Source organism: Arhodomonas aquaeolei DSM 8974 (genome assembly GCF_000374645.1).
Classification (GTDB): Bacteria; Pseudomonadota; Gammaproteobacteria; order Nitrococcales; family Nitrococcaceae; genus Arhodomonas; species Arhodomonas aquaeolei.
On sequence record NZ_KB894817.1, the window covers coordinates 1 to 23605 of the forward strand.

23 protein-coding genes are annotated in these 23605 nt (G+C 68.5%); 11 read left to right on the forward strand and 12 right to left on the reverse strand.

Going from position 1 to position 23605, the window contains the following annotated elements:
* Positions 1 to 147: 147 nt before the first annotated feature.
* On the reverse strand, positions 148 to 2871 hold the full coding sequence (locus tag C516_RS0115080; protein ID WP_018719247.1) for a bifunctional acetate--CoA ligase family protein/GNAT family N-acetyltransferase: 2724 nt from the start codon (positions 2869 to 2871) through the stop codon (positions 148 to 150).
* Between the two features lie 28 nt (positions 2872 to 2899).
* Between C516_RS0115080 and C516_RS19735 the strand changes: the two genes are divergently transcribed.
* A complete protein-coding gene (locus C516_RS19735; protein WP_169509156.1) occupies positions 2900 to 4435 on the forward strand; it encodes an MDR family MFS transporter in 1536 nt (511 codons plus the stop codon).
* A gap of 11 nt (positions 4436 to 4446) precedes the next feature.
* Here C516_RS19735 and C516_RS0115090 read toward each other — a convergent pair whose 3' ends face one another.
* Positions 4447 to 5379, reverse strand: a complete 933-nt coding sequence (locus C516_RS0115090; RefSeq protein WP_018719249.1) for an AEC family transporter — start codon at positions 5377 to 5379, stop codon at positions 4447 to 4449.
* A gap of 212 nt (positions 5380 to 5591) precedes the next feature.
* Between C516_RS0115090 and C516_RS0115095 the strand changes: the two genes are divergently transcribed.
* The gene (locus C516_RS0115095; RefSeq protein WP_018719250.1) at positions 5592 to 6602 is read left to right on the forward strand and encodes a histone deacetylase family protein; all 1011 of its coding nucleotides are present in this window, start codon (positions 5592 to 5594) and stop codon (positions 6600 to 6602) included.
* 44 nt (positions 6603 to 6646) lie between these two features.
* Here the strand turns inward: C516_RS0115095 and C516_RS0115100 are convergent, their stop codons facing one another.
* From C516_RS0115100 to C516_RS0115120, 5 genes are all read right to left on the reverse strand, one after another.
* Entirely contained in the window at positions 6647 to 8029 is a 1383-nt protein-coding gene (locus tag C516_RS0115100) for a TRAP transporter large permease (protein ID WP_018719251.1), read from the reverse strand.
* Positions 8026 to 8577, reverse strand: a complete 552-nt coding sequence (locus C516_RS0115105; protein ID WP_018719252.1) for a TRAP transporter small permease — start codon at positions 8575 to 8577, stop codon at positions 8026 to 8028. The genes C516_RS0115100 and C516_RS0115105 overlap by 4 nt, the downstream gene beginning before the upstream one ends.
* Before the next feature lie 13 nt (positions 8578 to 8590).
* Positions 8591 to 9571, reverse strand: a complete 981-nt coding sequence (locus C516_RS0115110) for a TRAP transporter substrate-binding protein (protein WP_018719253.1) — start codon at positions 9569 to 9571, stop codon at positions 8591 to 8593.
* A 359-nt stretch (positions 9572 to 9930) separates the two neighbouring features.
* On the reverse strand, positions 9931 to 11304 hold the full coding sequence (locus tag C516_RS0115115; protein ID WP_018719254.1) for a sigma-54-dependent transcriptional regulator: 1374 nt from the start codon (positions 11302 to 11304) through the stop codon (positions 9931 to 9933).
* Positions 11297 to 13642: an ATP-binding protein gene (locus C516_RS0115120; protein WP_156831269.1), complete on the reverse strand. Its 2346-nt coding sequence runs from the start codon at positions 13640 to 13642 to the stop codon at positions 11297 to 11299. Before C516_RS0115120 ends, C516_RS0115115 begins: the two co-directional genes overlap by 8 nt.
* A gap of 213 nt (positions 13643 to 13855) precedes the next feature.
* Here C516_RS0115120 and C516_RS0115125 point away from each other — a divergent pair, with 213 nt between their 5' ends.
* From C516_RS0115125 to C516_RS0115140, 5 genes are all read left to right on the forward strand, one after another.
* Positions 13856 to 14068 carry a hypothetical protein gene (locus tag C516_RS0115125; protein WP_018719256.1) on the forward strand — a complete coding sequence of 71 codons (213 nt, stop codon included), beginning with the start codon at positions 13856 to 13858 and terminating at the stop codon, positions 14066 to 14068.
* A gap of 47 nt (positions 14069 to 14115) precedes the next feature.
* Complete coding sequence (locus C516_RS0115130) at positions 14116 to 14706, forward strand: hypothetical protein (RefSeq protein WP_040409621.1); 591 nt, start codon at positions 14116 to 14118, stop codon at positions 14704 to 14706.
* Between the two features lie 239 nt (positions 14707 to 14945).
* On the forward strand, positions 14946 to 15281 hold the full coding sequence (locus C516_RS19740; protein ID WP_018719258.1) for a type II toxin-antitoxin system RelE/ParE family toxin: 336 nt from the start codon (positions 14946 to 14948) through the stop codon (positions 15279 to 15281).
* Complete coding sequence (locus C516_RS20910; RefSeq protein ID WP_084594240.1) at positions 15265 to 15681, forward strand: helix-turn-helix domain-containing protein; 417 nt, start codon at positions 15265 to 15267, stop codon at positions 15679 to 15681. Before C516_RS19740 ends, C516_RS20910 begins: the two co-directional genes overlap by 17 nt.
* The gene (locus C516_RS0115140; RefSeq protein WP_156831270.1) at positions 15647 to 16126 is read left to right on the forward strand and encodes a hypothetical protein; all 480 of its coding nucleotides are present in this window, start codon (positions 15647 to 15649) and stop codon (positions 16124 to 16126) included. The genes C516_RS20910 and C516_RS0115140 overlap by 35 nt, the downstream gene beginning before the upstream one ends.
* Positions 16127 to 16330: 204 nt before the next feature.
* Here the strand turns inward: C516_RS0115140 and C516_RS0115145 are convergent, their stop codons facing one another.
* Together C516_RS0115145 and C516_RS0115150 are read right to left on the reverse strand one after the other, a co-directional pair.
* Positions 16331 to 17668: a ferredoxin reductase family protein gene (locus tag C516_RS0115145; RefSeq protein ID WP_018719260.1), complete on the reverse strand. Its 1338-nt coding sequence runs from the start codon at positions 17666 to 17668 to the stop codon at positions 16331 to 16333.
* 123 nt (positions 17669 to 17791) lie between these two features.
* Positions 17792 to 18334: a cytochrome b gene (locus tag C516_RS0115150; protein ID WP_018719261.1), complete on the reverse strand. Its 543-nt coding sequence runs from the start codon at positions 18332 to 18334 to the stop codon at positions 17792 to 17794.
* A 182-nt stretch (positions 18335 to 18516) separates the two neighbouring features.
* Between C516_RS0115150 and C516_RS0115155 the strand changes: the two genes are divergently transcribed.
* Both C516_RS0115155 and C516_RS0115160 read left to right on the forward strand, forming a co-directional pair.
* Positions 18517 to 20040, forward strand: a complete 1524-nt coding sequence (locus tag C516_RS0115155; protein ID WP_018719262.1) for an ATP-binding protein — start codon at positions 18517 to 18519, stop codon at positions 20038 to 20040.
* A 37-nt stretch (positions 20041 to 20077) separates the two neighbouring features.
* The gene (locus tag C516_RS0115160) at positions 20078 to 20755 is read left to right on the forward strand and encodes a response regulator (protein WP_018719263.1); all 678 of its coding nucleotides are present in this window, start codon (positions 20078 to 20080) and stop codon (positions 20753 to 20755) included.
* Here C516_RS0115160 and C516_RS0115165 read toward each other — a convergent pair.
* Positions 20731 to 21237: a hypothetical protein gene (locus C516_RS0115165; protein WP_018719264.1), complete on the reverse strand. Its 507-nt coding sequence runs from the start codon at positions 21235 to 21237 to the stop codon at positions 20731 to 20733. The genes C516_RS0115160 and C516_RS0115165 overlap by 25 nt on opposite strands.
* Positions 21238 to 21439: 202 nt before the next feature.
* Between C516_RS0115165 and C516_RS20620 the strand changes: the two genes are divergently transcribed.
* On the forward strand, positions 21440 to 21907 hold the full coding sequence (locus C516_RS20620) for an EF-hand domain-containing protein (protein ID WP_018719265.1): 468 nt from the start codon (positions 21440 to 21442) through the stop codon (positions 21905 to 21907).
* 84 nt (positions 21908 to 21991) lie between these two features.
* Entirely contained in the window at positions 21992 to 22651 is a 660-nt protein-coding gene (locus C516_RS0115175; protein WP_018719266.1) for a cytochrome b/b6 domain-containing protein, read from the forward strand.
* A 77-nt stretch (positions 22652 to 22728) separates the two neighbouring features.
* Here the strand turns inward: C516_RS0115175 and C516_RS0115180 are convergent, their stop codons facing one another.
* Both C516_RS0115180 and C516_RS0115185 read right to left on the reverse strand, forming a co-directional pair.
* Complete coding sequence (locus C516_RS0115180) at positions 22729 to 23055, reverse strand: DMT family transporter (protein WP_018719267.1); 327 nt, start codon at positions 23053 to 23055, stop codon at positions 22729 to 22731.
* Complete coding sequence (locus C516_RS0115185; protein WP_018719268.1) at positions 23052 to 23603, reverse strand: TetR/AcrR family transcriptional regulator; 552 nt, start codon at positions 23601 to 23603, stop codon at positions 23052 to 23054. The genes C516_RS0115180 and C516_RS0115185 overlap by 4 nt, the downstream gene beginning before the upstream one ends.
* Positions 23604 to 23605: the final 2 nt, after the last annotated feature.

The window sequence follows — 23605 nt, forward strand, 5'->3', positions numbered from 1 at the left end:
GTGCCACGCGGGCCGGCACGCATCGCGACGGCGGCCAGGGCATGGCGTAGGTCGTGCACCGAAGGCGTGCGACATCCCGGGTCGGTCACCGAAGACGTCGCACACGGCTTTCGGCCGTGCCCGACCTACGGGATGGATGTCCCGGCGCTAGGCGGGTTCCGGTGGGGGGTCGGCGTGCTCGCGCAGATCGAGGGTCACGCGGACCACGTCGGGCTCGTCCGGGTGGGCGCGGCGCCGGAAACCGAGCTCCTGGCACAGGCGCAGCATGATCTGGTTCTCCCGGAGCACGTCGCCGAAGATCTCCTGGATACCGCGGCTGCGGGCGTACTCGATGATCCGCTCCATCATCAGCCGGCCCAGCCCGCGCCCGGTCAGCGAGCGGTGGATGATGATGGCGTACTCCGCGCGGGTGTTGTCCGGGTCGGCGTTGATGTGGACGACGCCGTGGATGGTGGCGTGCCCGGGCATGCCGGGATCGGTGAGCACCAGTGCCATGTCCCGGTCGTAGTCGATCTGGGTGAAGCGCGCCGCCTGCATGTGGGTCATGCGCTTCATGGGCATGAAGAAGCGCAGGCGCACCTGCTCCGGGCTCAGCCGGGTGAAGGCGTCGCGCAGGGGCATCTCGTCCTCCGGGGTGATCGGGCGCAGGCGCAGCTCGTGGCCGTCTTCCCCGGGGATGGTCTCTTCCAGCTCCCGGGGGTAGGGGCGGATGGCGAGCCGTCCGGTGCCGCTGCCGCTGCCCCGGCCCACGCGCACGCGCGCGTCGAGCGCCATCACCCCGCGGTGGTCGGCGAGCAGCGGGTTGATGTCCAGCTCGGCGACCTCGCCGAGATCCGCGACGATCTGCGAGAGCCGTACCAGGGTGAGGGCGATGGCGTCGCGGTCGGCGGCGGGCACGCCCCGGTAGCCCCTGAGCTGACGGTCGATGCGGGTGCGCTCCATCATGTCGTAGGCGAGCTTCATGTTCAGCGGCGGCAGGCCCAGGGCCTGGTCGCGGATCACCTCCACCGCCGTGCCACCCTGGCCGAAGAGCACCACCGGGCCGAACTGGTCGTCCTCGGTGACGCCGGCGATGAGCTCCAGGGCGTCGGAGCGGATGATCATGGGCTGGATCGTGAATCCCTCGAGCCGCGCGTCCGGCTTGTGCCGGCGCACCCGGGTGACGATGCTCTCGGTGGCCTCGCGGACCTCCTCGGCGTCCGCCACGTCCAGGGCGACGCCGCCGACGTCGCTCTTGTGGGAGATGTCCGGCGAGAGGATCTTGATTGCGAACGGCCCCTCGAGGTCCCCGGCCACACGGGCGGCGTCCTCCGGGTCGCGGGCGATGCGGGTGGGCACCACGGGGACGCCGTAGGCGGCGAGCAGCTCCTTGGCCTCCGCCTCGCTGAGCCATTCGCGCCCCTCGTCCCGCGCGGCGGTGACCAGCGAGCGGGCGTGCTCGATGTTCGGCGTGAAGCTCTCGGGCACGGAGGGCGGTGTCTCCAGCAGGGCGAGCTGGTTGTGGTGGAACTCGACCACGTGCATGAACGCCCGCACGGCGCCCTCGGGGGTGGTGTACGTGGGGATGCCCGCGTCGGCGAACTGCCGCCGTGCCGGCACCGCCAGGAAGTCGCCCACCCAGCTCGTGAGCACCGGCTTGCGCCCGCGCCGGCGGTGGCGGCCGAGCGTGAAGACGATCGCCCCCGCCGCCTCGCCGGGGTCGGCGATGGCGGTGGGGCAGTTGAGGGCGAGCACCGCGTCCACCTCGCGGGCGGCCATCAGCGTCTCCAGGGCCTGGCTGTAGCGCTCGCCGGGGGCGTCGCCGATGATGTCCACGGGGTTGCCGCGGGACCAGGTCGCCGGCAGGTGCTCGTTGAGCTTCTCGACGGTCTCCTCGGAGAGCTCCGCGAGGTGACCGCCGCGCTCGATCAGGGCGTCGGTGGCGAGCACGCCCATGCCGCCGCCGTTGGTGAGGATGGCGAGGCGGTCGCCGTTCGGGGTGGGGGCCAGCGCCAGTGTCTCCACCGCGGCGAACAGCTCGCCGAGGGTGTCCACCCGGAGCATGCCGGCGCGCCGGAAGGCGGCGTCGTAGACCTTGTCCGAGCCCGCCAGCGCGCCGGTGTGCGAGGCCGCCGCCCGTGCGCCCTCGGCGTGGCGGCCGGATTTCACCACGATAACCGGCTTCATGCGCGAGGCCGCGCGGGCCGCGGACATGAACTTGCGGGCATCGGTGATGGCCTCGACGTAGAGGAGGATCGCGCCGGTGTCCGGGTCGTTGGCCAGGTAGTCGAGGAGGTCGCCGAAGTCCGCGTCCGCCATGTCCCCGAGGGAGATCATGTGCGAGAAGCCGATGCTGTGGTTCTGGGCCCAGTCCAGGACCGCTGTGACGATCGCCCCGGACTGGGTGACGAAGGCGATGCGCCCGCGCGGCGGGCTCAGGTGTGCGAAACTGGCGTTCAGCCCGGCGCCCGGGACGATCAGGCCCAGGCAGTTGGGGCCGAGGATGCGCATCAGGTGCGGGCGTGCCGCGTCGAGCATGGCCTGGCGCAGGGTCTCGCCGCGCTCGTCGTGACCCTCGCCGAAGCCGGCGGTGATCACGATCGCCGCCTTGGTGCCGTGGGTCCCGAGCTCCTCGATGATGCCGGGGATGGTCTCCGGCGGGGTGGCGATCACCGCGAGGTCCGGCGTCATCGGCAGGCTTGCCACGTCCGGATAGGCGAGCACGCCCTGTACCGCACGGTGCTTGGGGTTGACCGGCATGATCGGCCCCTCGAACCCCGACTTGAACAGGTTCCGGGCGACCACGCTGCCCACGCTCCCCTCGCGGCGGCTCGCGCCGATGAGGGCAATGGAGCGCGGCTTGAACAGGTACTCCAGATTGCGAACGGTCATAGGGCGTTCCCTTGGTGGTCGATTGCCAGTGACTCAGTCATCCGATAGCCCGTCGCCGGATCGCGGGGCGGGCGACGCCCGCGCCGGGCATGTGTCCACGGCCCGCCGCGGCTGGGTGCTCGCCTGCGTGATGCTGACGATGTTCCTTGCCGCCATCGAGGGCACCATCGTGGCCACGGCGATGCCCGACATCGTATCTTCCCTCGGGGGCGTGAGTCTCTATACGTGGGTGTTCAGCGGGTTTTTTCTCGCCCAGGCGGTGGCGACGCCGCTTGCCGGCAAGCTTGCGGACCTGTTCGGGCGCCGGCCGCTGATCATCGGCGGTGTGGCGGTCTTCCTGGGGGCGTCGCTCGTCTGCGGCCTGGCCACCTCGATGCCGGTGCTGGTCGCCTGCCGGCTGGTGCAGGGGGCGGGGGCCGGCGCGGTACAGCCCGTTGCCATGACCCTGGTGGGCGATCTCTACACCCTCGCCGAGCGTGGCCGCATCCAGGGCTGGCTGTCGAGCACCTGGGGGATCTCGGCGCTGCTGGGACCGCTGGTCGGCGGCGCCATCGTCGACCATGGCCACTGGCCCTGGATCTTCTGGCTGCACCTGCCCTTCGGGGTGCTGGCGATGGCCGGGCTGGCGGTGTTCCTGCGCGAGCGGCCGGTGCACCGCCACGACGGCGTGGACTATCCGGGGGCCGGCTGGTTCCTGCTCGGCTGCGCCACGCTCATGCTGCTGCTGGTACAGGGCGGTGTCGCCTTCGCCTGGGGCTCCGTGCCGGCGCTCGCCCTGGCGACGACCGCCGTGGTCGGCGGCGTGGCGTTCCTGCGCCGCGAGCGCCGGGCCCCGGAGCCGCTGATGGACTTCGGCCTGTGGCGCTACCCCCTGATCCGCGTCGCCAACGGCGCGGCGCTGACCGCGGGGATGATGATCATCGGCCTGACGAGCTTCCTGCCCGCCTATGTCCAGGGCGTGCTCGGCACCTCGGCGACGGTGGCAGGGTTCGCGCTCACCGCCGTCTCCGTGGGCTGGCCGGTGGCGGCGGTGATCTGTGGGCGGATGCTGCCCCACGCCGGCCCCCGGGTGACCGCGCGTATCGGCGGCGTGTGCCTGTGCCTGGGCGGCGTGCTGTTCATCTCCCCGGGCATGGTGCTGGGGCCATGGTGGCCGGCGCTCGGCTCGTTCGTCACGGGGCTCGGCATGGGCTTCACCAATACCACCTTCGTGGTCAGCATCCAGAGCGCGGTGGGCTATCGCCAGCGGGGCGCGGCCACCGCCGGCAACCTGTTCATGCGGCTGTTCGGCAGCGCCCTGGGGGCCGCGATCCTCGGCGGAGTGCTCAACCAGCGGCTGCAGGCGGGGCTGTCGGGGACGTCCGCCGACCTGAACGAGGTGCGCGGGCTGCTCGGTCACGGCGGCGGCGAGGCCGTGGTGTCGCTGGCGCCCGCGCTCCAGACGGCGCTGGCGGATGCCCTCGGCTGGGTGTTCGCCGGTGTGCTGCTCTTCGGGGTGCTGACCGCGGTGCAGTCGTTCCGCCTCCCGGCGCTCGCGCCGGGTCACGCCGGGGAGCGGCGCTGAGCGCGACCCGTTCAGGGGTGGCCCGTCAGGATCAGCACGGCGGGCAGGGTGAGCGCGGAGATCATCGTCTGCACCGTGAGCAGCGCAGCGACCAGGGTGTGATCGCCGCCGAGCTGGCGGGCGAGGATGAACGCGGAGGTTGCCGTGGGCAGGGCGGCAAAGAGCACCAGCACCCGGGTCTCCAGCGGGGTGAGAATGAGCGCCGTCGCCGCGGCCCAGGCGATGGCCGGCATGATCGCGAGCTTGAGGATCACGCCGGCGGCGAGCACCGTCTTGTTGCCGCTGGCCGTGCGCAGCTGCAGCCCCGCACCGACGGTCATCAGGCCCAGGGGCAGGGCGGCACGGCCGACGATCTCCAGCACCCCTGCGCTGCCCAGCGGCAGGCCGATGCCCGTGCGGTTGAGTGCCAGGCCCGTGACGCAGGCGAGTACCAGCGGGTTGCGTGCGATCCCGCGCAGGGTCGCGCCCAGCGAGCCGTGGCCGCCGGCATAGCGCAGCAGCACGCTCACGCAGATCACGTTCACCAGCGGGATGAGCATCGCCATCACCAGCGCCGCCACCGCCGCGCCGTTGCTGCCGTAGACGGCCAGGGCGGTGGCCACCCCCAGGTAGGTGTTGAAGCGTATCCCCGCCTGGAACACCGACGTGAACCCGGGGCCGTCCACAGGCAGCGCCCGGCGCAGGGCGAGCAGCACCGCGCTCATCGCCGCCAGGGTCAGCGCCACGGCGGTGGCCACCGGGGCGATGCGCGCGCCGTCGATGCTGGCGGTGGCGAGCTTGTCCACCAGGAGTGCGGGGAAGAGCACGAAGTAGACCAGGCGCTCGAGCTGCGGCCAGAACCCCTCGCCCGGGAAACCCCCGCGGCGCATGAGGTGTCCCAGGGCAATGAGGGCGAAGATCGGTACGAGAGCGCCGGCGACGGTCTGCAGGCTGGATACTGGCATGTCAGTGGCTGCGGTCTGTCGGTGGCGCCGCCGCACCGGCGGCATCGGCCCGCCGGCGCGGGGCTGCTAACCTGTAGGGATTGCCCCGCCGGGTGTGCCTGCCGGCGGGGGCCGTCGTGACGCCGGGTCTTCGGGCTTGACGCCGCCGGCCATTGTAAGGCGTGTTAGTTAGTGTGACATCAATCATCCAACTGATCCCGGAGGCCAGCAGAATGAAGGCGTTCTTCCACCCATCCCAGGACGGTCATCACCCGCAGACGTATTTTTCGCGGGGTCAGATGCGCGCCCCCCAGGAGCTGCCGGAGCGCACCCAGCGCATCCGTGAGGGGCTCGACGCGCTCGACATCCCGGTGGTGGAGCCCGCGGACTACGGTATGCGTCCCATCAACGCCGTGCATGACCTGGGATATCTGCGCTTTCTGGAATCGGCTCACCGGCGTTGGCCCGAGGACTGGGGCAACGAGGTCATGTCGAACGTGTTCATGCGCTCGCCGAATCCGATGCGCGGTATCCTCGCCGAGGCGGCGCGCTACCTTGCCGACGGCAGCTGCCCCGTGGGCGAGCTGACCTGGAATGCGGCCTACCATTCGGCGCAGTCGGCGGTCTCCGCGGCCTCCACGATGCTGGACGGTGAGCAGTACGCGTACGCGTTGAGCCGTCCGCCGGGGCACCACGCGCGCATCGATGCGGCCGGGGGGTTCTGCTATCTCAACAACGCCGCCATCGCCGCGAGGGTGCTGCAGTCCCGCTATCCGCGGGTGGCGATCCTGGACCCGGACATGCATCACGGCCAGGGTATCCAGGAGGTCTTCTACGACCGCAGCGACGTGCTCTATGTCTCCATCCATGGCGACCCCACCAACTTCTACCCGGTGGTAAGCGGTTTCGAGGAGGAGCGCGGCGAGGGCGCCGGCTACGGCTACAACCTCAACCTGCCCATCCCCCATGGTTCGCCGGAGTCCGCGTTCTTCGACCGGTTCGACGAGGCCATGCAGGCGATCCGGCTGTTCGCGCCGGACGTGATCGTGTGCACCCTCGGCTACGACATCTACAAGGACGACCCCCAGGCGAAGGTCGCCGTCACCTCCGAGGGCTTCAACCGCATGGGCGCGACGCTGAACGATACCGGCGTGCCGGTGCTCGTCGTCCAGGAGGGTGGCTATTTCCTCGAGGCGCTCGCCGAGAACACCCGCCAGTTCTTCTCCGGCCTGCTCGGCCGCTGACGACCGGCCGCCCGGGCCGGTGGCCCGGGCGGCCCTCGCCTCCGCTATCCCAGGATCTCCGGCAGGAACAGCGAGATCTGCGGGATGTAGGTGATCAGGAGCAGGAAGATCAGCATCAGTCCCAGCCACGGCAGGGCCGCGGACATGGCCCAGCCCAGGCTGCGGTTGGTGATGCCGGCGGTAACGAACAGGTTCAGCCCCACCGGCGGGGTGATCATCCCGATCTCCATGTTCACCACCATGATCACGCCCAGGTGGATCGGGTCGATGCCGAGCTGCATGGCGATGGGGAAGAGGATCGGCGCCATGATCAGCAGGATCGCCGACGGCTCCATGAAGTTGCCCGCCACCAGCAGCAGGATGTTGACCACGATCAGGAAGCCCCATGCCGGCAGGCCCCAGCTCACGATCGCCTCGGCGATGTGATGCGGGATGCGCTCGGTGGTCAGCACGTGGGCGAACAGCATCGCGTTGGCGATGATGAACAGCAGCATGATGCTGGTCTTGGCCGCGCTCAGCACCGTCTCGCGCATGTCCGGATGCCAGGCGCTGCGCGGTACCGCAACGAGCATCTGCACGGCATTGCGGGCCACCGCGGTCGCGTTGGACTCGCCCTCGTGGCGCCACGGTGTCGCCTTCAGCGGACCGATGTCCCGGTAGACCAGCGCGGAGACCAGGAACGCGTAGATCGCCGAGACCGCCGCCGCTTCCGTGGGGCTGGCGACACCGCCGTAGATCGCGCCGAGCACGATCACTATCAGCATCAGCCCGCCGGAGGCCCGTGCCGCCGAACCGAACAGGGTACGGAAGCCGGGGAACGGCAGACGCGGCAGGTCCATGACCCGGGCGGCGATGTAGATCGCGAGCATCAGGATGCCGCCCATCATGATCCCCGGGATCAGCCCGGCCATGAACATCTTCGCCGCCGAGGTCTGGGTCGCGGCGGAGTAGACGAGCATGACGATGGACGGCGGGATCAGGATGCCCAGCGTGCCGGCGTTGGCGATCGCCCCGGCGGCGAACTTCTCCGGATACCCCGCCTTGGCCATGCCGGCGATCACCAGGCTGCCGATGGCCGCCACGGTGGCCGGCGAGCTGCCGGAGACCGCGGCGAAGAGCATGCACGCCAGCACCGAGGCCATGGCGAGGCCGCCCTTGATGTGGCCCACGCAGTTGTTGGCGAAGTCGATCAGCCGCTCCGCCACGCCCCCCGTGGAGAGGAAGGCGGAGGAGAGGATGAAGAACGGGATCGCCAGCAGCGTGTAGTGATCCGATGCCGCTGAGAAGAACTTCAGCGCGATCGAGGCCAGCGAGTCGTTGGAGAACAGCAGGATCGTGACGATGCTGGACAGCCCCAGCGACAGCGCCACCGGGATGCCGATCAGCATTGCCCCGAACAGCAGGATGAACAGGAATGCGGTGGTCACGACCGGCCCCCCTCGTCGGCGTGCGTGGCCTCGAAGTGCTCCATGGTCTCGTCCGCCTCGTTGGCGAACGGAAAGCCGTCGGCCCGGCCGCGGACGATGTTCACCAGCAGGATCACCAGCCGCAGCGCGATCAGGCCGAAGCCGATGAGCATCACGCTGTGCGCCGCCCATGTGGGCATGGGCAGGTCCTCCATTGGCAGCCCGAGCATCCACATCTTGTCGAGGTAGACCCAGGAGCCGTAGAGGAACAGGCCCGCGTAGCCGAGGCAGGCGACGACCGCGACGACCGCGACCGCGCGCCTGGCCCGGCCCGGCAGCGCCCGGGTGAAGAGATCCACGCCGATGTGCGTGCCCTCCTTGATCCCGTGCGAGGCGCCGAAGAGCACGAACCAGCCCGCCAGGGTCAGCGAGCCCTCTTCGGCCCAGTCGATGGTCGCGCCGAAGCCGAAGCGCATGACGGTCTCGACGAACACGAGCAGCGTCAGGACCACCAGGAGGAGGGCGATAATGTCCTCCTCCAGGCGGTTGAGCAGTCGAATGATGCTCATCGTGGGCCTACCCTCAGCCGTCGCACGCCTCGGCGGCGTCGATGAGGTCGCCACCGATCTGCGAGCGGAACTGGTTCCAGACCGGCTTCATCGCCTTGACCCACTGCTCGCGCTGATCGTCGGAGAGGTCGATCACCTCGCTCTCACCGGAGTCGATGACCTTCTGCTTGGCCTCCTGGTTGAGCTCATTGGCGAGGCTGTTGCCGTACTCCAGCGCCTCGTTCATGGACTCGCGGATCACCTTGCGGCTCTCCTCGTCGAGGCTGTTCCAGAAGCTGGTGGAGGTCACCACCATGTAGCCGAGATAGCCGTGGTTGGACTCGGTGATGTAGGGCTGCACCTCGTAGAACTTCTGGGTGTAGATGTTCGACCAGGTGTTCTCCTGACCGTCGATGGCCTCGGTCTGCAGCAGGGTGAAGACCTCAGAGAAGGGCTTCTTCACCGGGGCGGCGTCAACAGCCTTGAACTGCGCGGCCAGCACGTCGGAGGACATGATCCGGAACTTCTTGCCGGCGGCGTCCCCGGGGGTGCGCAGCGGATCGCTCGCGGAGAGCTGCTTCATGCCGTTGTGCTGGTAGCCGAGGCCGATGATGCCCTTGTCCTTCATGTGGTCGAGCAGCATCCGGCCCTTGTCGCTCTTCTGGAAGCAGCTCACGGCATCGATGTTCTCGAACAGGAACGGCAGGTCGAAGACCTGGAGGCGGTCGGTGTAGCGGGAGAACTTCGACAGCGCCGGCGCGGCCATCTGCACGTCGCCGAGCTGCATGGCCTGCAGCACCTTGTTGTCGTTGTAGAGCTGCGAGTTCGGGTAGACCTCGACCTGCACCTTGTCGCCGATGCGCTCCTCGACGAGCTTCTCGAAGCGCTGGGCCATCTTGCCCTTGGGGGTGTTCTCCGCGACCACGTGGGAGAACTTCAGGGTCACCGGCGCGGCGAAGGCGCTGGCGGAGGTCAGGGCGAGGGCGGCACCGATTGCCAGGGCGGAAAGTCGCATGGGGATGCTCCTCCGTCGTTGTGTCGTGTCGATTTCATATGTGACGCAGCCTCACAGGGCTGGTGCCTGTGCGGCAGCAGAAACCGTGCCAAGCTTAAAGACTGCCCCTGCACATCCGGTGAGAACGTCGGCGTGACGCTGCGCGGGTATTGTCGCCCGTGTCTGCCAGTCACCGGTAACATCCTGTTATTAAAAAGGATTTCTGGGCGGGGTGGCGGTCTCCGCGGGCATCGGGACGATGACGCGCGAGCGGGGCGCTGGGAGGTCGCCGTGACCCCGCCCGGCCGGGGTACCGGTGGCGGGTTCCCGCACACTTCGGTGTGTTCTGGGTGGCGGTTTTCCGCACACCCGTGGGATGGCTATTCGGTGAACTGCTCCCGGGTGAGCCCGTACTTCTGCATCTTGTCGTAGAGGGTCTTGCGCGGGAGACCGAGCGCGTCGGTGGCGCGGCTGATGTTGCCGTGCTCGGCGCGCAGCGCGCTCTCGATGAGGGCACGCTCGAATCCCTCCACCTGCTCGCGCAGGCTCATGGCCGCAGCGGTGCCGTCGCCGGTCTTGTCCAGCACCCGGTCGAGATCGAAGGCGTAGTGCTCGCCGAGGAGCACGTAGCGCTCGGCGACGTTGCGTAGCTCACGCACGTTGCCGGGCCACTGGTGCGCGAGCAGGGCGCTGCGCTGCTCCGGCGAGACCGCCGGCACCTCGCGCTGGTAGCGGTGGTAGCCCGCCACCAGCATGAAGTGCTGGAACAGCAGCGGGATGTCGTCGCGGCGCTCGCGCAGCGGCGGGACCTCGAGGCTGACGACGTTGAGCCGGTAGTAGAGGTCGTCGCGGAAGCGGCCCTCGTCCGCGGCCTGGCGCAGGTCGACCTTGGTGGCCGCGACCACCCGCAGGTCCAGCGGGACCGGTGCGTTGGCGCCGACCCGGATGACGCTGCGCTCCTGCAGCGCGCGCAGGAGCTGGACCTGCTGGGCCAGCGGCATGCTCTCGATCTCGTCGAGGAACAGCGTGCCGCCGCTGGCGTGCTCGAGCTTGCCGATGCGCCGGGTGCGTGCGCCGGTGAAGGCCCCCGCCTCGTGGCCGAAGAGCTCGCTCTCGATGAGCTCGTCGGGCACCGCGCCGCAGTTCACCGCCACGAAGTTGCCCTCCCGGCGGCTGCTGTGCTCGTGCAGCGAGCGCGCGACCAGTTCCTTGCCGGTACCGGTCTCGCCGTGGACGAGCACGTCCGCGCCGGTGTCGGCGACCTGGTGGATCAGAGAGCGCAGCCGCTGGATCGCCGGGGTGTTGCCGATGATCCGCGGACCGGGGGCGCTCTGGGCGGCAAGCTCCTCGCGCAGGCTGCGGTTCTCCAGGGTGAGCCGGCGCTTCTCCAGCGCCCGGCGCACGACCTCGGTGAGGGTTTCCGGGGCGTAGGGCTTCTCGACGAAGTCGTAGGCCCCGTCGCGCATGGCGCCGACGGCCATGGCGATGTCGCCGTGCCCGGTGACCAGGATCACCGGCAGGTCCTCGTCGATAGCGAGCGCCTCGCGCATGAACGCGAGCCCGTCCATCTGCGGCATCTTGATGTCGCAGACGACCACCCCCGGGAACTCCCGGTCGATCCGCGCCAGTGCCGGTGCCGCCCGTTCGCAGGCGGTCACCGACAGGCCCGCGAGCTCCAGGGTCTGGGTCGCGGCCAGCCGGATATGGGCCTCGTCGTCGATGAACAGTACCGGCGCCGTCGCCGTCTCACTCACCGCTGGCGTCCTCCGTGGTTCGTGGCAGCGTCACGGTGAAGACCGCGCCGCCGGCCGGGTCGTTGTCAGCATGCATCGTGCCACCCATCTCCTCGATGATCCGCGCGGAGATCGACAGGCCGAGGCCGAGGCCCTGACCGGTGTCCTTGGTGGTGAAGAAGGTCTCGAAGATCTGGGCGAGGTGCTCGTCGTCGATCCCCGGGCCGGTGTCGCGCACCCGCGCCTCGATCCAGTCGTCGCCGGCGCTCAGGGTGACGTGCACCTCGCGCCGTTCGGTCTCCGCCATCGCCTGGGTTGCGTTGCCGATGAGGTTAACGAACACCTGTTCCAGACGGACGGTGTCGCCCAGGCAGTACAGTGGCTCGGTGTCCCAGTGGCGGAAAACCGCCACCTCTTCCCGGGAGAGCTGCGGGTCGAGCAGCGCGAGCGCGTCGTCCACCGCCGCGGGCACGGACACCGCCACCGGTGTGCCGGTGCTCTTGCGCGAGAAGAGCTTGAGCTGGTTGACGATGCGCGCCATCCGCCCGGTGAGGTCGGAGATCAGCGACAGGTTGCCGCGGGCGTCGTCCTCGCGGCCGTGGTCCAGCAGCAGCCGGGCGTTGTCCGCGTAGGCGCGGATCGCGGTCAGCGGCTGGTTGATCTCGTGGTTGATGCCGGCCGCGAGCTGGCCGATGGCGGCGAGCTTGGCGGCCTGCACGAGCTCGTCGCGGGTGCGGGTCAGCGCGGCCTCGGTGCGCCGGTGCTCCTCGATTTCGCGGCTGAGGCGGCGGTTGGTGGCGAGCAGGTCGCGGGTGCGCTCGCTGACGCGCTGCTCGAGCTGGTCGTGGGCCTCGCGCAGGGCGCGCTCGCCGGCCTTGCGCTCGCTGAGGTCGTGGAGGGTGACCAGGTAGCGCCGGCCTTCGGGCAGGTCCATTGCGGAGACGGCGACCTCCAGCGGCAGGTCCGAGCCGTCGCCGTGGTGGGCGGAGACCTCCAGCAGCGGCGGGGTCGCGGTCTCCGCCGCCATCCGCAGGCCCTGCTCCAGGGTGCGCCGGTCGCCGCCGTCGAACAGTCCGGTCAGCGGGTCGCCGGAGACGGAGTCGCTGATGCGGCCGAGAAGTGTCTCGGCGGTGGGGTTGAGCGAGGCGATGCGCCCGTCCGCGGTCAGGGTCACGAGCCCGGCGCGGGTGTTGTCGATGATGGCGCGCACCCGCTCGGCGTTGGCCGCCGCGGCCTCCATGCTGGCCTGCTCGAAGCGCCGGCGCTCGGCGAGCCGTGCCCGCCGCTGGGCGAATACGCCCGCGGCCAGCGCGATGGCGAACAGGCTCGCCGCGGCGAGCAGCACCGAGCGCACGATCTGCTCGTAGACCGGCGCCGTGTCCGCCATCACGTGGACGCGCCAGCCCGCCGTGGGCATGCCCCGCTCCTGGCGCAGGAAGCGCCCGTCGTCGCCGAGGTCCACCAGGGCGCCGCCCCCGGTCAGCGCGGTGGTGGAGTCCCGTTCCAGCGGCGTGAGCGAGCGCCCGGGGTAGCGCTGGGTCGACTCGATGCGCCGGCGCTGGGGGGCGGTGAGCGGGTGCAGCGTCTTGAATCGCCAGCCCGGCTCGGTGGACAGGAAGATGACGCCCGCCGGGTCGGTGACGATGAACTCCCGGCCGCTGCCGCCGCGTTCGCGCTCCAGCGGGGCCAGCGGCACCTTCACCACCACCACGCCCAGGACCTCGTCGCCGCGGCCCACCGGGGAGGCGAAATAGTAGCCGCGCCGGTTCGAGGTGATGCCCAGCGCGTAGAAGCGCCCGAGCCGTCCCTTAACGGCCTGCTGGTAGTACGGCCGGAAGCTGTAATTGTCGCCGATGAAGGAATCGGTGTCGTCGAAATTGCTTGCCGCCACCGTCAGGCCATCCTCGTCGAGCAGATAGATGGCCGCGGCGTTGGAGACGTTCGCGGCGAGCTGGAGGTAGCGGTTGACCGAGTGCCAGGCGTCGGCGTCCGCGGGGTTGCGGAGCAGGCGCTGGAGCCGGCTGTCGTCGGCGAGCAGCGAGGGGAGGTACTCGAACTTCTCGAGTTCGCGGCGGACGTTGGCGATGTAGAGCCGCAGGTCGTTGGCGCTCTGCGTGCGCAGCCCGGCGTAGGCGGATTCCCGCGCGAGCCACCAGGTGCCCGTGAGTACGGTGGCGGCCACCGCGAGCGCCGTTGCGGCCACGAGGGCGCGTATCCGCCAGCGGCGGCTGCGGGGCATCGGTTCGGGGATTGCGGCTCGGCTCGTCACGGTCACCTGGCACAGTGTACTGATCTTCTCCGGGGGCGTGTCACGCGCAGGATGCCCGGTGTGCCCCCGGTCGAGTTGATCGTCGCTCACGTGCAGGCGATTCTGCCGTCCCCTGCCGCATGCGGAGGGCGGTGCTGGTAGACTGTTCCCGGTAGGGGATCCGGAGCCGAAAGATCTGGACGAGATGTGGGCCGAAAGGCTGTTCGGACAGTCGAACGGTCAGTTGCCCGTCAGTAGCAACATCCCGGGCCCCGACTATCGCTATGAGCGGACTCACCACGGAAGGCAGCAGAGGGTGACACCATGGAAGCGTTGTTCTCGACCGTCGTCATCGCGACGAGCGTCTGGGTTCTAATCGATGCCAGGACCATCGGTGTGGAGAAGGGCCAGCTAAGCGGCCTGGCGGACATTGGTCCCTGGGGATGGTTCTTTGTCTGCCTGTTCCTCTGGATCGTCGGGTTCCCCTATTATCTCGCGAAGCGCCCTGAACTGAAGCGCATCAACGGCAAGGACTGACACCAGCCCCGGGCTACGGGAACGCTTCCCCTGGGAGCGCGCGGACAATGGAGGTGGAAGCCATGGAATGTCCGGCATGCGGCTACGTCCGGCAGGAAACGGATGACGCCCCGGACTGGCAGTGCCCCAACTGCAAGCGGGCGTACAACAAGATCGGTGGTGGCCATAAGGAATACTCGGACGTCGACGTGCCGCAGCGCGGGCGCGTCCCGCATCGGGGTCACGGCGGGCGGACGTCCGCCTCCATCGGGGCTCCGAACAACGCGCTGGCCATCCAGCTGATAGGTCTTATCGGCTCAGCCCTCCTGATCATCGGTCCATTTGCGCCGTTCATCAGCGCCCCGTTCATCGGAAGCATCACCCTGTTCAAGGGTGGCGAGGGTGACGGCATCTTCATCCTGGGGTTCGGCCTGATCGCCCTGCTCTTCAGTTTTACCCGGCGCTACACCGCAGTCGCAGTGGCCGGGTGTCTCTCCGGCGCCTTGTTGGTCTTCACCTTTATCAACACGCGGATGAAGCTGAACGAGGTCAGCGACAACCCGTTCCTGGAAGCCGTGTCATTCCAGTGGGGGGGCGCACTCATCGTGCTGGGCGTCATCCTGACCATCGCGCCGGCGGTGATGGTGCGGCAGCGGTAAGGAGGCATCGGGGCCAGCGTTGTAGGGGCTCAATGTGAGTGAGAGCCAGGCCGAGGCTGGGAGCAATGTCTGCTCGTGTGGGTCCGGAACCGTGCCACAGTTCTCGCTAGAGAGGCGTTGATAGAGACTCGTATGGACCTGTCTTAACCTAAGAGTTAACATCGGTTGTGCGGTTAGCGATCGTATACAGGGATAAGTGGAGCATCGTCGCACCTATGGGCACTAACGGAGAGTGTCCGGTGCTCGATTATATGGAGGGGCTGGGCGATGAGTTCCAGTCAGCCGTTGATGGAATGGTCGCGCTACTTGCCCATATCGCCCAGGATCCCAAAGGTCCCAGGGAGCTTCCCGACAAGCTGTGCCACCAGGTCGGGGATCATCTGTGGCAGTTTACGAAGGGGAGGCTTCGCCTGATCTGGTTCTATGATGGGGGTCGTGTCGTAGTTTGCGCCCATGCTTACTTCAAGAAGTCTCAGAAGACCCCGAATCGCGAACTGGAGGCTGCGTGCAAAGTTCGTGAAGCTTACCTTGCTGCCAGGGAAAGAGGAGAATTGATGTATGAGCGCGACGAGTGAGCGATTCAATAGGCTACTTGACCGCGCGAAGAGCAGTGGTGCGCTGCAGGCCGAGCGTGCAAAGCTTGACTATGCGGTGTCGCTCAACAACCTTCTCAAGCGCCTTGGCCTCAAGCAGGCCGAGTTTGCGCGCCGAGCCGGGACTAGCCCTGCGTACATCACCAAGGTGCTCCGCGGCGATACCAATTTCACCATCGAAACCATGGTGAAGCTTGCAAACGCCGCCGACGGTGAGTTGTGCCTGAAGGTCGCCCCCCGTCACTCCGATATCCGGTGGGTTGGAATTGTTCGAGGCGAGGGAAGGAGGCACCCTTACCCGTGGGCACATGAAGAGGGGCGCCGACGCTATACGACAGGTGATGATCATGAAGACGACCGAATCAACCCCGTTGCGGCTTGAAGATACGTTTTTCCCGGAGATTGAGGTTAAAGCCAACCCCGAATTCTTCATGGGGCAGTGCGAGGAGGGTTTCTCGGTCGAGACGCGATGCACGATTTTCCCCGATGAGCAAAGGGCGACCCGCTTTTCCTTGCAGCTACACTTGCGCGTTCTCGATCGGGACGAAGAGGCGCTCTCACCTTACCATGTTAATTTGACAGCGTTTGGGGGGTTCTCGGTCGATGATGAGTATGTGGAACATTTTCAGAGCTATGTGACTGCTGCGGTTAGCATTTTAGTCTCCTCTGCCCGAGAGCTCACGTTGCAGCTGACCGGGCGAGGGCCGGGGCCGTCCATTCAAATTCCCACTCTGAATCCAGGTGAAATTATTCACGATGCCGAAGTGGTTGAAATGGACCACGAAACGGCCAATTCCGGTAATGACGGTGAGGAAAGGCGTGCGTAATTGCCTACACAGGAATTTTTGTGGGGCCGGCTCACGGACTTGCCGATACCTCAATTCCAGACATTTAATCCCGCCTTCCGGCGGGTTTTTTTCTCGTTACGGTTAGTGCGACGCTATTTGCGTACGCATTCTCGCGCTTGGCGTCATGTTCTAAGAAGCGAGGGGTATCCCTGCCAACCTTCCCTCCAAGGCACAGCCGGTGCTTCAGCGCATCCGGAAGAGCTCCTGGTGGAAGGCGCCCGCGGGCAGGCCGTGGCCGGTGAAGTCCCGTCGCAGTGCCCGGCCGAAGGCCACCGGGCCGCAGAACCAGAGGCCGGCCTCGCGCCACTCCGGCACCGCCTGGCGGATGTCGTCCGGCGTGAGCCGGCCGTCGCGCGGGGTAATGGTGACGTGCAGGCGCACGCCAGCGGCGCGGGCGTCCCGGGTCAGGCGTTCGATCGCGGCGGGATCGTGATCCGTGGTCGGGTGGAACAGGTCGACCGACGGTCCGCCCGGGTGACGGGCGAGATACTTCATGCGTGCGATGAAGGGTGTGATGCCGATGCCGGCACCGACCCAGATCTGGCGCGGGCGTGCGTCGTCGAAATCGAAGCAGCCGTAGGGCCCCTCCACGGTCACTGCCGTCCCCCCGCACAGCTGCTGTTGCAGCTGCGCGGTGTGGTCGCCGAGTCCCTTGACCACGAATTCCACGCAGCGCTCCTTCGGGTCCCAGGCCGAGGCAATGGTGTAGGGGTGCGCCCCCTCGTTACGGTCGACGGTCACGAAGGCGAACTGCCCGGGGACGTGGCCCGGCCAGTCCGGCGCGAGTGCGACGGTGGCGGCCACCACCCGCAACGGGTCGAACCGGGTGACCGAGCAGACCTGGCCGCTGACGCGGCGTGAACGGCCGATGCGGCCGCTGAGCGAGAGCGCCGCGGCGATGCTGCCTGCGGCGAGGAGTAACGCCAGCACCCAGCCGACCGGCTGCGCCCAGTAGTCTGTGCTGGTCAGCACAATCGCGTGAAAGACGAGGGCGAGGTAGCCCACCGCCAGCCACTTGTGAGTCCAGCGGAAGACGCGGTAGGGGACGCGCTGAAGCAGGGCGACCACGATCAGTGCGGCGACGGCGTAGAAGGTCCACTCGCCCACTGTCTCGGCGATCCCGCGCAGCATGTGCCCGAGCGATTCCCCGCCGGCTCCGCCGCCGTGGGCCGGGCCGGGTCCACGGCCGGGACGAGATAGCCATCCCCAGCCGACCATCCACTTCGTCCCCAGCGCCCACCACCAGTGAACGACCGCCACGGTCAGGGCGGCGATGCCCAGCCACCGGTGCAGGCGGTACATCTTGTCGAGGCCGTTGAGCCGGCGTTCCGCCCGGGCGGGTCGGGTGGCCAGGACCATCGCCACGCTCATGGCCCCGATCGCGAGCACGCCCGTGTACTGAACGAATGCGTGCCGGAACGAGAAGTAGTTGAGTGGCTCTGGGAGGAGCGTATCCGCGAGCAGCCAGAGGAGGGTCAGCCCGGCCAGGAAGGACCAGAGCGTGAGTTTGATGGCGCGCATCGCCGCGTGTCCCTTTTGCGTTGTCGTGTTACCCGTTTGACGGGAATGATGACGCCTTCTGGTGCCGGCGGGCATGACGCGGGTCAACGCCCGCCGGCGGCTCGTGTGCCGGCTCTGCCGGTTCTATTGGGGCGTGCCCCGCACCATGCGCTGCAGGGTCGCGTCCCGGTCGACGTAGTGGTGCTTGAGGGCCCCGAGGATGTGGAGGGCCAGCACGCCCACCAGGATCCAGGGCAGGATCTCGTGCGCCTCCTCGCCGAACTCGTGGAGCGCCTCGTTCTCGGCGACCAGCGGCGGGAGGGAGAACAGCCCGAAGAAGCCGGGCGTGTGTCCGCCGGCCGAAGCCATGAACCAGCCGGACAGCGGGATGATGACCAGCAGCGCGATCAGTGCCCACTGCATCAGTGTTGCGAGCCGGCCGGGGAAGTCGGCGTCCCGCGGCGGGCGTTTACGGTTGGTGGTCCGCCAGAGCACCCGGAGGATGCCGAGCCCGAGCACGCCCACACCGAGGCTGACGTGGAATCCCATCAGGGTGTGCTCGGTGGACTCCGGGAGGTAACCCGCGAACCAGCCGATGGCAAGCATCAACACGATGGCTGCGGCAGTAAGCCAGTGGAGCCAGCGGGTGACCGTGCCGTAATCAAACGGTGTGTCGCGCAGTTGCATTGGAAGAACTCCTTGGTCGTGTCGGTTCACTCGCAATGGTGCGATGCGATAGTGGGCGGAATATGAAGATACCGGGGAGTCGGCGTGGTTGTGCTTGCGTCGTGCGTCCCGCGCGGGATACTTGGCGCACGCAACGTGGCCTGCCATGACGGAGGTCAAGTCGAGAGGGTGGGCAGAAATTGATGAGACGACCGGGCATCACCGCGAAGCTGTTTCTCGCCATTCTGGGCGTCACGCTGTGCGTGGTCGTGCTCATGACCTTTGCGGTACAGATGACCTTTCGCAGCGATTTCCTCGACTACGTGCGAGAGCGCGAGGGCGAGCGTATCGACATGCTGGCGTCGGTGCTCGCCGATTATTATCGCGAGGCCGGCGACTGGCACGATCTGTCCGAAGACGGGCACTGGCGGCGCCTGCTCCGGGAGGCGCTGTGGCGCCAGCGAGAGGCGGAGGCCCATCACCGCGAGCGCGACGACGGCGAGGACCACGACGAACACCGGGAGCGGGATCACGGGGACGACGATGGCCGCGATGACCGCCACCGCGAGCGCGACGATGATGGCCACGGCGGGTCCCGGCGTGCGGTTGCCGGTCCTCCCGGGGACGTGCCGTCCATGCAGGGCCCGGTCCGTTTCGGCCCGGCCCTGCTGAATGCGGAGCGGCAGCACGTTGCCGGGCCTAAGGCGGTGCCGGGTCAGTCGGAGTCGCGGCCGGTCATGGTGGATGGCGTAACCGTGGGCTGGCTTGTCTATCGCCCCCCGGGGCGTATCACCGACCATCTGGCCCTGCGTTTCCAGGAGAAACAGTTCGACGCCGCCTGGATGACCGCGCTGGTCGTGGTCGTGCTGGCCACAGTGGTGAGCCTGCTGCTCGCCCGTGGCTTTCTGGCACCGGTGCGCCGGCTGGCGGGCGCGACCCGGGCGCTCACCGCCGGGCGGTTCGACACACGGGTGGACGAGCCCCGCCGCGACGAGCTCGGCCAGCTGGCCAACGACTTCAACCGCCTGGCCGAGACCCTGGAGCGCAACGAGCGCCTGCGCCGCGCATTCATGGCGGATATCTCCCATGAGCTGCGCACGCCACTGTCGGTGCTGCGGGCCGAGCTGGAGGCCATGGAGGACGGTGTGCGCCCGCTCACCCGCGAGTCACTGGCGGGCCTTCAGGGCAGTGTCGCCACCCTGAGCAAGCTCGTCGACGACCTCTACGAGCTCTCGCTCTCCGATGCCGGTGCGCTCAATTATCGTATGGAGACACTGGATCTTGCCGCGTTGGCGGGGGCGATCGCCGAGCAGTGGCGCCCGCGGATGGCCGATGCGGGGCTCATGCTGGAGCTGGAGTTGCCCGACGCGCCGGTGACAGTCACCGCCGACCGTGGCCGCATTGGCCAGCTCCTGGGTAATCTGCTGCACAACAGCCTTTGTTATACGGACCGCGGCGGCGAGGCGCGCCTCGCCCTGGCCACGGTGGGCGGCGAGGCCGTGCTGCGGCTGGAGGACTCTGCGCCCGGCGTGCCCGCCGAGGCCCTGGAGCGGCTTTTCGACCGGCTCTACCGGGTGGAGGGCTCGCGTAGCCGCTCGAGCGGCGGCGCCGGTCTGGGCCTTGCCATATGCCGTAACATCGCGGAGGCCCACGGCGGCCGCATCGACGCGTATACGGCCCCCACCGGCGGTGTCGGCATTCGACTGACGCTCCCGCTGGCGGGCTGAGTGACGGGACCTGATTAACCAGGAGGGTATCCAGGGCATGAGTGGACGCATCCTCATCGTCGAGGACGAGCCCCAGCTCGCGGGGCTGCTGGCGGACTATCTGCGCGCGGCGGGCTACGAGCCGCACGTGCTCGACGACGGCCGCGAGGTCGTTCCCTGGGTCCGGGCCAACCAGCCCGACCTCGTCCTCCTCGACCTCATGCTTCCCGGCGAGGACGGCATGAGCGTGTGCCGTGCGATCCGCGGCTTCAGCGATGTGCCGGTGGTCATGGTCACCGCCCGGGTGGAGGAGATCGACCGCCTTCTCGGCCTGGAGCTCGGTGCCGACGACTACATCTGCAAGCCGTTCAGCCCCCGGGAGGTGGTGGCGCGGGTCAAGGCCATCCTGCGCCGGACCCGCAGCGATCCACCCGTCGGGGGAGGCCGCGGACTCGCTGTGGATGAGGCCGGTTACCGTGCCAGCCTCGACGGCGAGCCGCTGTCGCTGACCCCGGTGGAGTTCCGCCTGCTCGCCACCCTGGCGGCGCACCCCGGACGGGTGTTCTCCAGGGATCAGCTCCTCGACCACCTCTACGACGACCATCGCGTGGTCACCGACCGGACGGTGGATACCCACGTCAAGAACCTGCGCCGCAAGATGGCGGCGATCCGCGGCGACCAGGAGCTGATCCGCTCGGTCTACGGGGTCGGCTACCGGCTGGAGGCGCTCGACTGATCGCCGCTCGGGGCGCGCACGTCCGGGAAACGGCCGGAGGCGTATCGGTCGTGACACTGCACGCAGTTCCTGGTCATGCGCTCGTAGACATGTAATTCCTTGGCGGTATCCCGGCGCTGGCCCGCGCGCGCGAGGTCGGCGGAGATGTCGTGGAATTCCCGGTCGAGCTTGATGAATCCGGGTGGAACGGCCGCCTTGAGATCCTTGCGGTCCTGGGACGTGAGCGAGCGTTTGAGTATGAAGCTGTCGTGGATGCGCTGCGCGTTCTGCCTCACCGACTCGTGATCGCCGGTCACGATAGCGGTGTGGATACGGCCCATGGCGGATTGCACGGAGCGCATCTCCTGGCGCAGCAGACGGTCGAGCTTGTCGGTGAGGTTGGGCGTCACCGACGCCTGGCCGAACGCGGCGCTGCCGACGGCGATAGCGAGCACCGTGGTAATGGCCGTTGCGAATAGCCGTGGATGACGGAGTACGGGCATGGCGCACCTCCTTTAACAAGTACATAAAATGAATGTTATAAAACGATAAGCGGCGCCTCCTGTCGGGTCAAACGCGCCCGGCAGACGTTCACATTGTCTTCGCGATTCGCGCATATTCCCTCCATTGCCCGTGAGCAGAATCGTCTGCGAGGTCGCGGTCGGCCGCGGCCGAAACCCTTGCAGCAATCACGGGAGATGACCCATGCGTAAAGGCAAGCTCTTGATCGGTGCCACCGTTCTCACTGTCGTCGTTGCGGGCGTGGCCAATGCCAGCCCGGACCGGCGCGGGGGCCACGGTGCGTCCATGATGTCGGGTGTGACCCCGGACGACCTGCCCATGAGCGTCCAGGACCTCAAGGACCGCCAGGCGGGCCGTTTCTCGGAGGCGGACGTCAACGGTGACGGCCAGCTCGACGCCCAGGAGATGCAGGCGCTGATGATGCGCATGCGTGCCGAGCGCCGCATCCAGCGGCTCGACAGCGACGGTGACGGTGCCGTCAGCCAGGACGAGTTCGCTTACCCGATGGAGCGCCGGCTGATGCGGATGGACCGCAACGGCGACGGCCGCATCGAGCGCAGCGAGATCGCTCGTGGCTGGCACGAGGGCGGTCGCCGGGGCGCCTACGGCGAGCGTGGTGAGGGCGGCGAGCGCCGGGGCGACGACGACTGACGCCACGGCCGGAGGCGCCGCGTGCGCGGTGCCTCCATACTGTGAGTGGACAGGGCGTCGGCCCGTTTCGACAAAGGAGGGTGTATGAGCACGGAAGAAGAGGATGGCGGAACCCCCGCCGCGGAGACGGTCCGGGTGTGGGACCCGCTCGTGCGGCTGTTTCACTGGTCGCTGGTGGTGGCCTTTACCGTCGCCTACCTCTCCTCCGAGGAGGAGAGCGCGCTCCACGTGTATTCCGGGTACGTCGTGCTGGGGCTGATCGTTGTGCGCCTGATCTGGGGCGTGGTCGGCTCCAGGCACGCGCGTTTCCGTGACTTCGTGCGGCCGCCGGGGGAGGTCTTTGCCTACCTGCGGGGGCTGGCGTCCGGTCAGCCGCGCCACTACCTCGGCCACAATCCCGCCGGTGGCTGGATGGTCATCGCGCTGCTCGTCAGCCTGTTCGTCGTGACCCTGAGCGGCGTGGTGCTCGACTTCGCCGAGGGCGGCGGCGCGATGGCCGCGGCCGGCAGCGGGGTGGCGGTGATCGCCACGGCGCGCGCGGATGAGGGTGAGTACGGCGAATACGGTGAGGGCGGCGAACGCGGTGAAGGCGGCGAGGAGTTCTGGGAGGAGGTCCACGAGGCCTCGGCCAACGTGACGCTCTTTCTCGTATTCCTGCATATCGCCGGGGTGATCGTCTCGAGCCTGCTCCATCGCGAGAACCTGGTCCGCGCGATGGTGACGGGCCGCAAACCCAGGGCCTGACCGCGGGCCCGGGTCGGTCGCCCGTCTTGCGGGTAAGTGGGCGGCCGGGCTGTCGCGGCGGGGGGCTGTATTGCGGGTCAGCCCCTCGCCGCCGGCAGGTTCAGCATCACCACGCCGGCGACGATCAGCGCGATCCCGCCGGCCTTGGCGAGCGGAAACGTCTCGCCGAACACCAGCGCCCCGGTGATCGCCACGCCGACCATCCCGAGCCCCGCCCAGAGGGCGTAGACGTAGCCCACCGGCAGGTGTTTCAGGCTCATCGACAGGAGCACGAAGGCGAGGGCGTAGCCCGCGACCACGATCGCCGATGGGCCGGGACGGGAGAAGCCGTCGGAGGCCTTGAGTGCGGTGGTTGCGATCACCTCGCTGGTGATCGCGACGGCGAGCCAGATCAGCGCGTTCATGTCCCCGCCTCCGTCATCGCCTGCAGCCGGGCCATTACCGCGGCCCGCTCGTGCGCGTCCAGCGCCGGCAGGGCGAAGAGGTCGTTCATCCAGAGCCCGTCCGCGGCCAGGCGCACCACCATGGCGTCCACCGCGTCGATGCCGTCGTCCGCCAGCGCCGCCCGCCATGCCGGCTGGCGCTCGCGGATCGGGTCGAGCAGCGCCGGCGCGCCCGCGCCGGCGGCGAGGACAGCGGCGGCCATGCGGCTGTCCGGGTGCTCGCCGCGGTCCGGCGGCGAACACGTTGCCAGGTAGCCGCGGGCCCAGCTCCCGGGGCCGGCATCGGTCTCGCGGTGGGCGGCGATGCCGTCCTCGGTGACGGTGAGCAGGTGGGTCACCATCGCCCCGAGCAGCGCCTCCTTGGACGGGAAGTGATAGATCAGCCCGCCCTTGCTCACGCCGGCCTCCCGTGCCACTGCCGCCAGGGTGAGGTGGCGCACGCCCTGCTCCCGCACGAGCCGCGCGGCGGCCTGGAGCAGGCGCTCCCGCGTTGAATCCCGTTCGCCCATGA

What these genes read in the sequence shown, in the direction of transcription:
- C516_RS0115080 (WP_018719247.1), bottom strand. Translation starts at nt 2,871, where the DNA reads ATGACCGTTCGCAATCTGGAGTACCTGTTCAAGCCGCGCTCCATTGCC.
- C516_RS0115090 (WP_018719249.1), bottom strand. Translation starts at nt 5,379, where the DNA reads ATGCCAGTATCCAGCCTGCAGACCGTCGCCGGCGCTCTCGTACCGATC.
- C516_RS0115095 (WP_018719250.1), top strand. Translation starts at nt 5,592, where the DNA reads ATGAAGGCGTTCTTCCACCCATCCCAGGACGGTCATCACCCGCAGACG.
- C516_RS0115105 (WP_018719252.1), bottom strand. Translation starts at nt 8,577, where the DNA reads ATGAGCATCATTCGACTGCTCAACCGCCTGGAGGAGGACATTATCGCC.
- C516_RS0115110 (WP_018719253.1), bottom strand. Translation starts at nt 9,571, where the DNA reads ATGCGACTTTCCGCCCTGGCAATCGGTGCCGCCCTCGCCCTGACCTCC.
- C516_RS0115125 (WP_018719256.1), top strand. Translation starts at nt 13,856, where the DNA reads ATGGAAGCGTTGTTCTCGACCGTCGTCATCGCGACGAGCGTCTGGGTT.
- C516_RS0115130 (WP_040409621.1), top strand. Translation starts at nt 14,116, where the DNA reads ATGGAGGTGGAAGCCATGGAATGTCCGGCATGCGGCTACGTCCGGCAG.
- C516_RS20910 (WP_084594240.1), top strand. Translation starts at nt 15,265, where the DNA reads ATGAGCGCGACGAGTGAGCGATTCAATAGGCTACTTGACCGCGCGAAG.
- C516_RS0115140 (WP_156831270.1), top strand. Translation starts at nt 15,647, where the DNA reads ATGAAGACGACCGAATCAACCCCGTTGCGGCTTGAAGATACGTTTTTC.
- C516_RS0115145 (WP_018719260.1), bottom strand. Translation starts at nt 17,668, where the DNA reads ATGCGCGCCATCAAACTCACGCTCTGGTCCTTCCTGGCCGGGCTGACC.
- C516_RS0115150 (WP_018719261.1), bottom strand. Translation starts at nt 18,334, where the DNA reads ATGCAACTGCGCGACACACCGTTTGATTACGGCACGGTCACCCGCTGG.
- C516_RS0115155 (WP_018719262.1), top strand. Translation starts at nt 18,517, where the DNA reads ATGAGACGACCGGGCATCACCGCGAAGCTGTTTCTCGCCATTCTGGGC.
- C516_RS0115160 (WP_018719263.1), top strand. Translation starts at nt 20,078, where the DNA reads ATGAGTGGACGCATCCTCATCGTCGAGGACGAGCCCCAGCTCGCGGGG.
- C516_RS0115165 (WP_018719264.1), bottom strand. Translation starts at nt 21,237, where the DNA reads ATGCCCGTACTCCGTCATCCACGGCTATTCGCAACGGCCATTACCACG.
- C516_RS20620 (WP_018719265.1), top strand. Translation starts at nt 21,440, where the DNA reads ATGCGTAAAGGCAAGCTCTTGATCGGTGCCACCGTTCTCACTGTCGTC.
- C516_RS0115175 (WP_018719266.1), top strand. Translation starts at nt 21,992, where the DNA reads ATGAGCACGGAAGAAGAGGATGGCGGAACCCCCGCCGCGGAGACGGTC.
- C516_RS0115180 (WP_018719267.1), bottom strand. Translation starts at nt 23,055, where the DNA reads ATGAACGCGCTGATCTGGCTCGCCGTCGCGATCACCAGCGAGGTGATC.
- C516_RS0115185 (WP_018719268.1), bottom strand. Translation starts at nt 23,603, where the DNA reads ATGGGCGAACGGGATTCAACGCGGGAGCGCCTGCTCCAGGCCGCCGCG.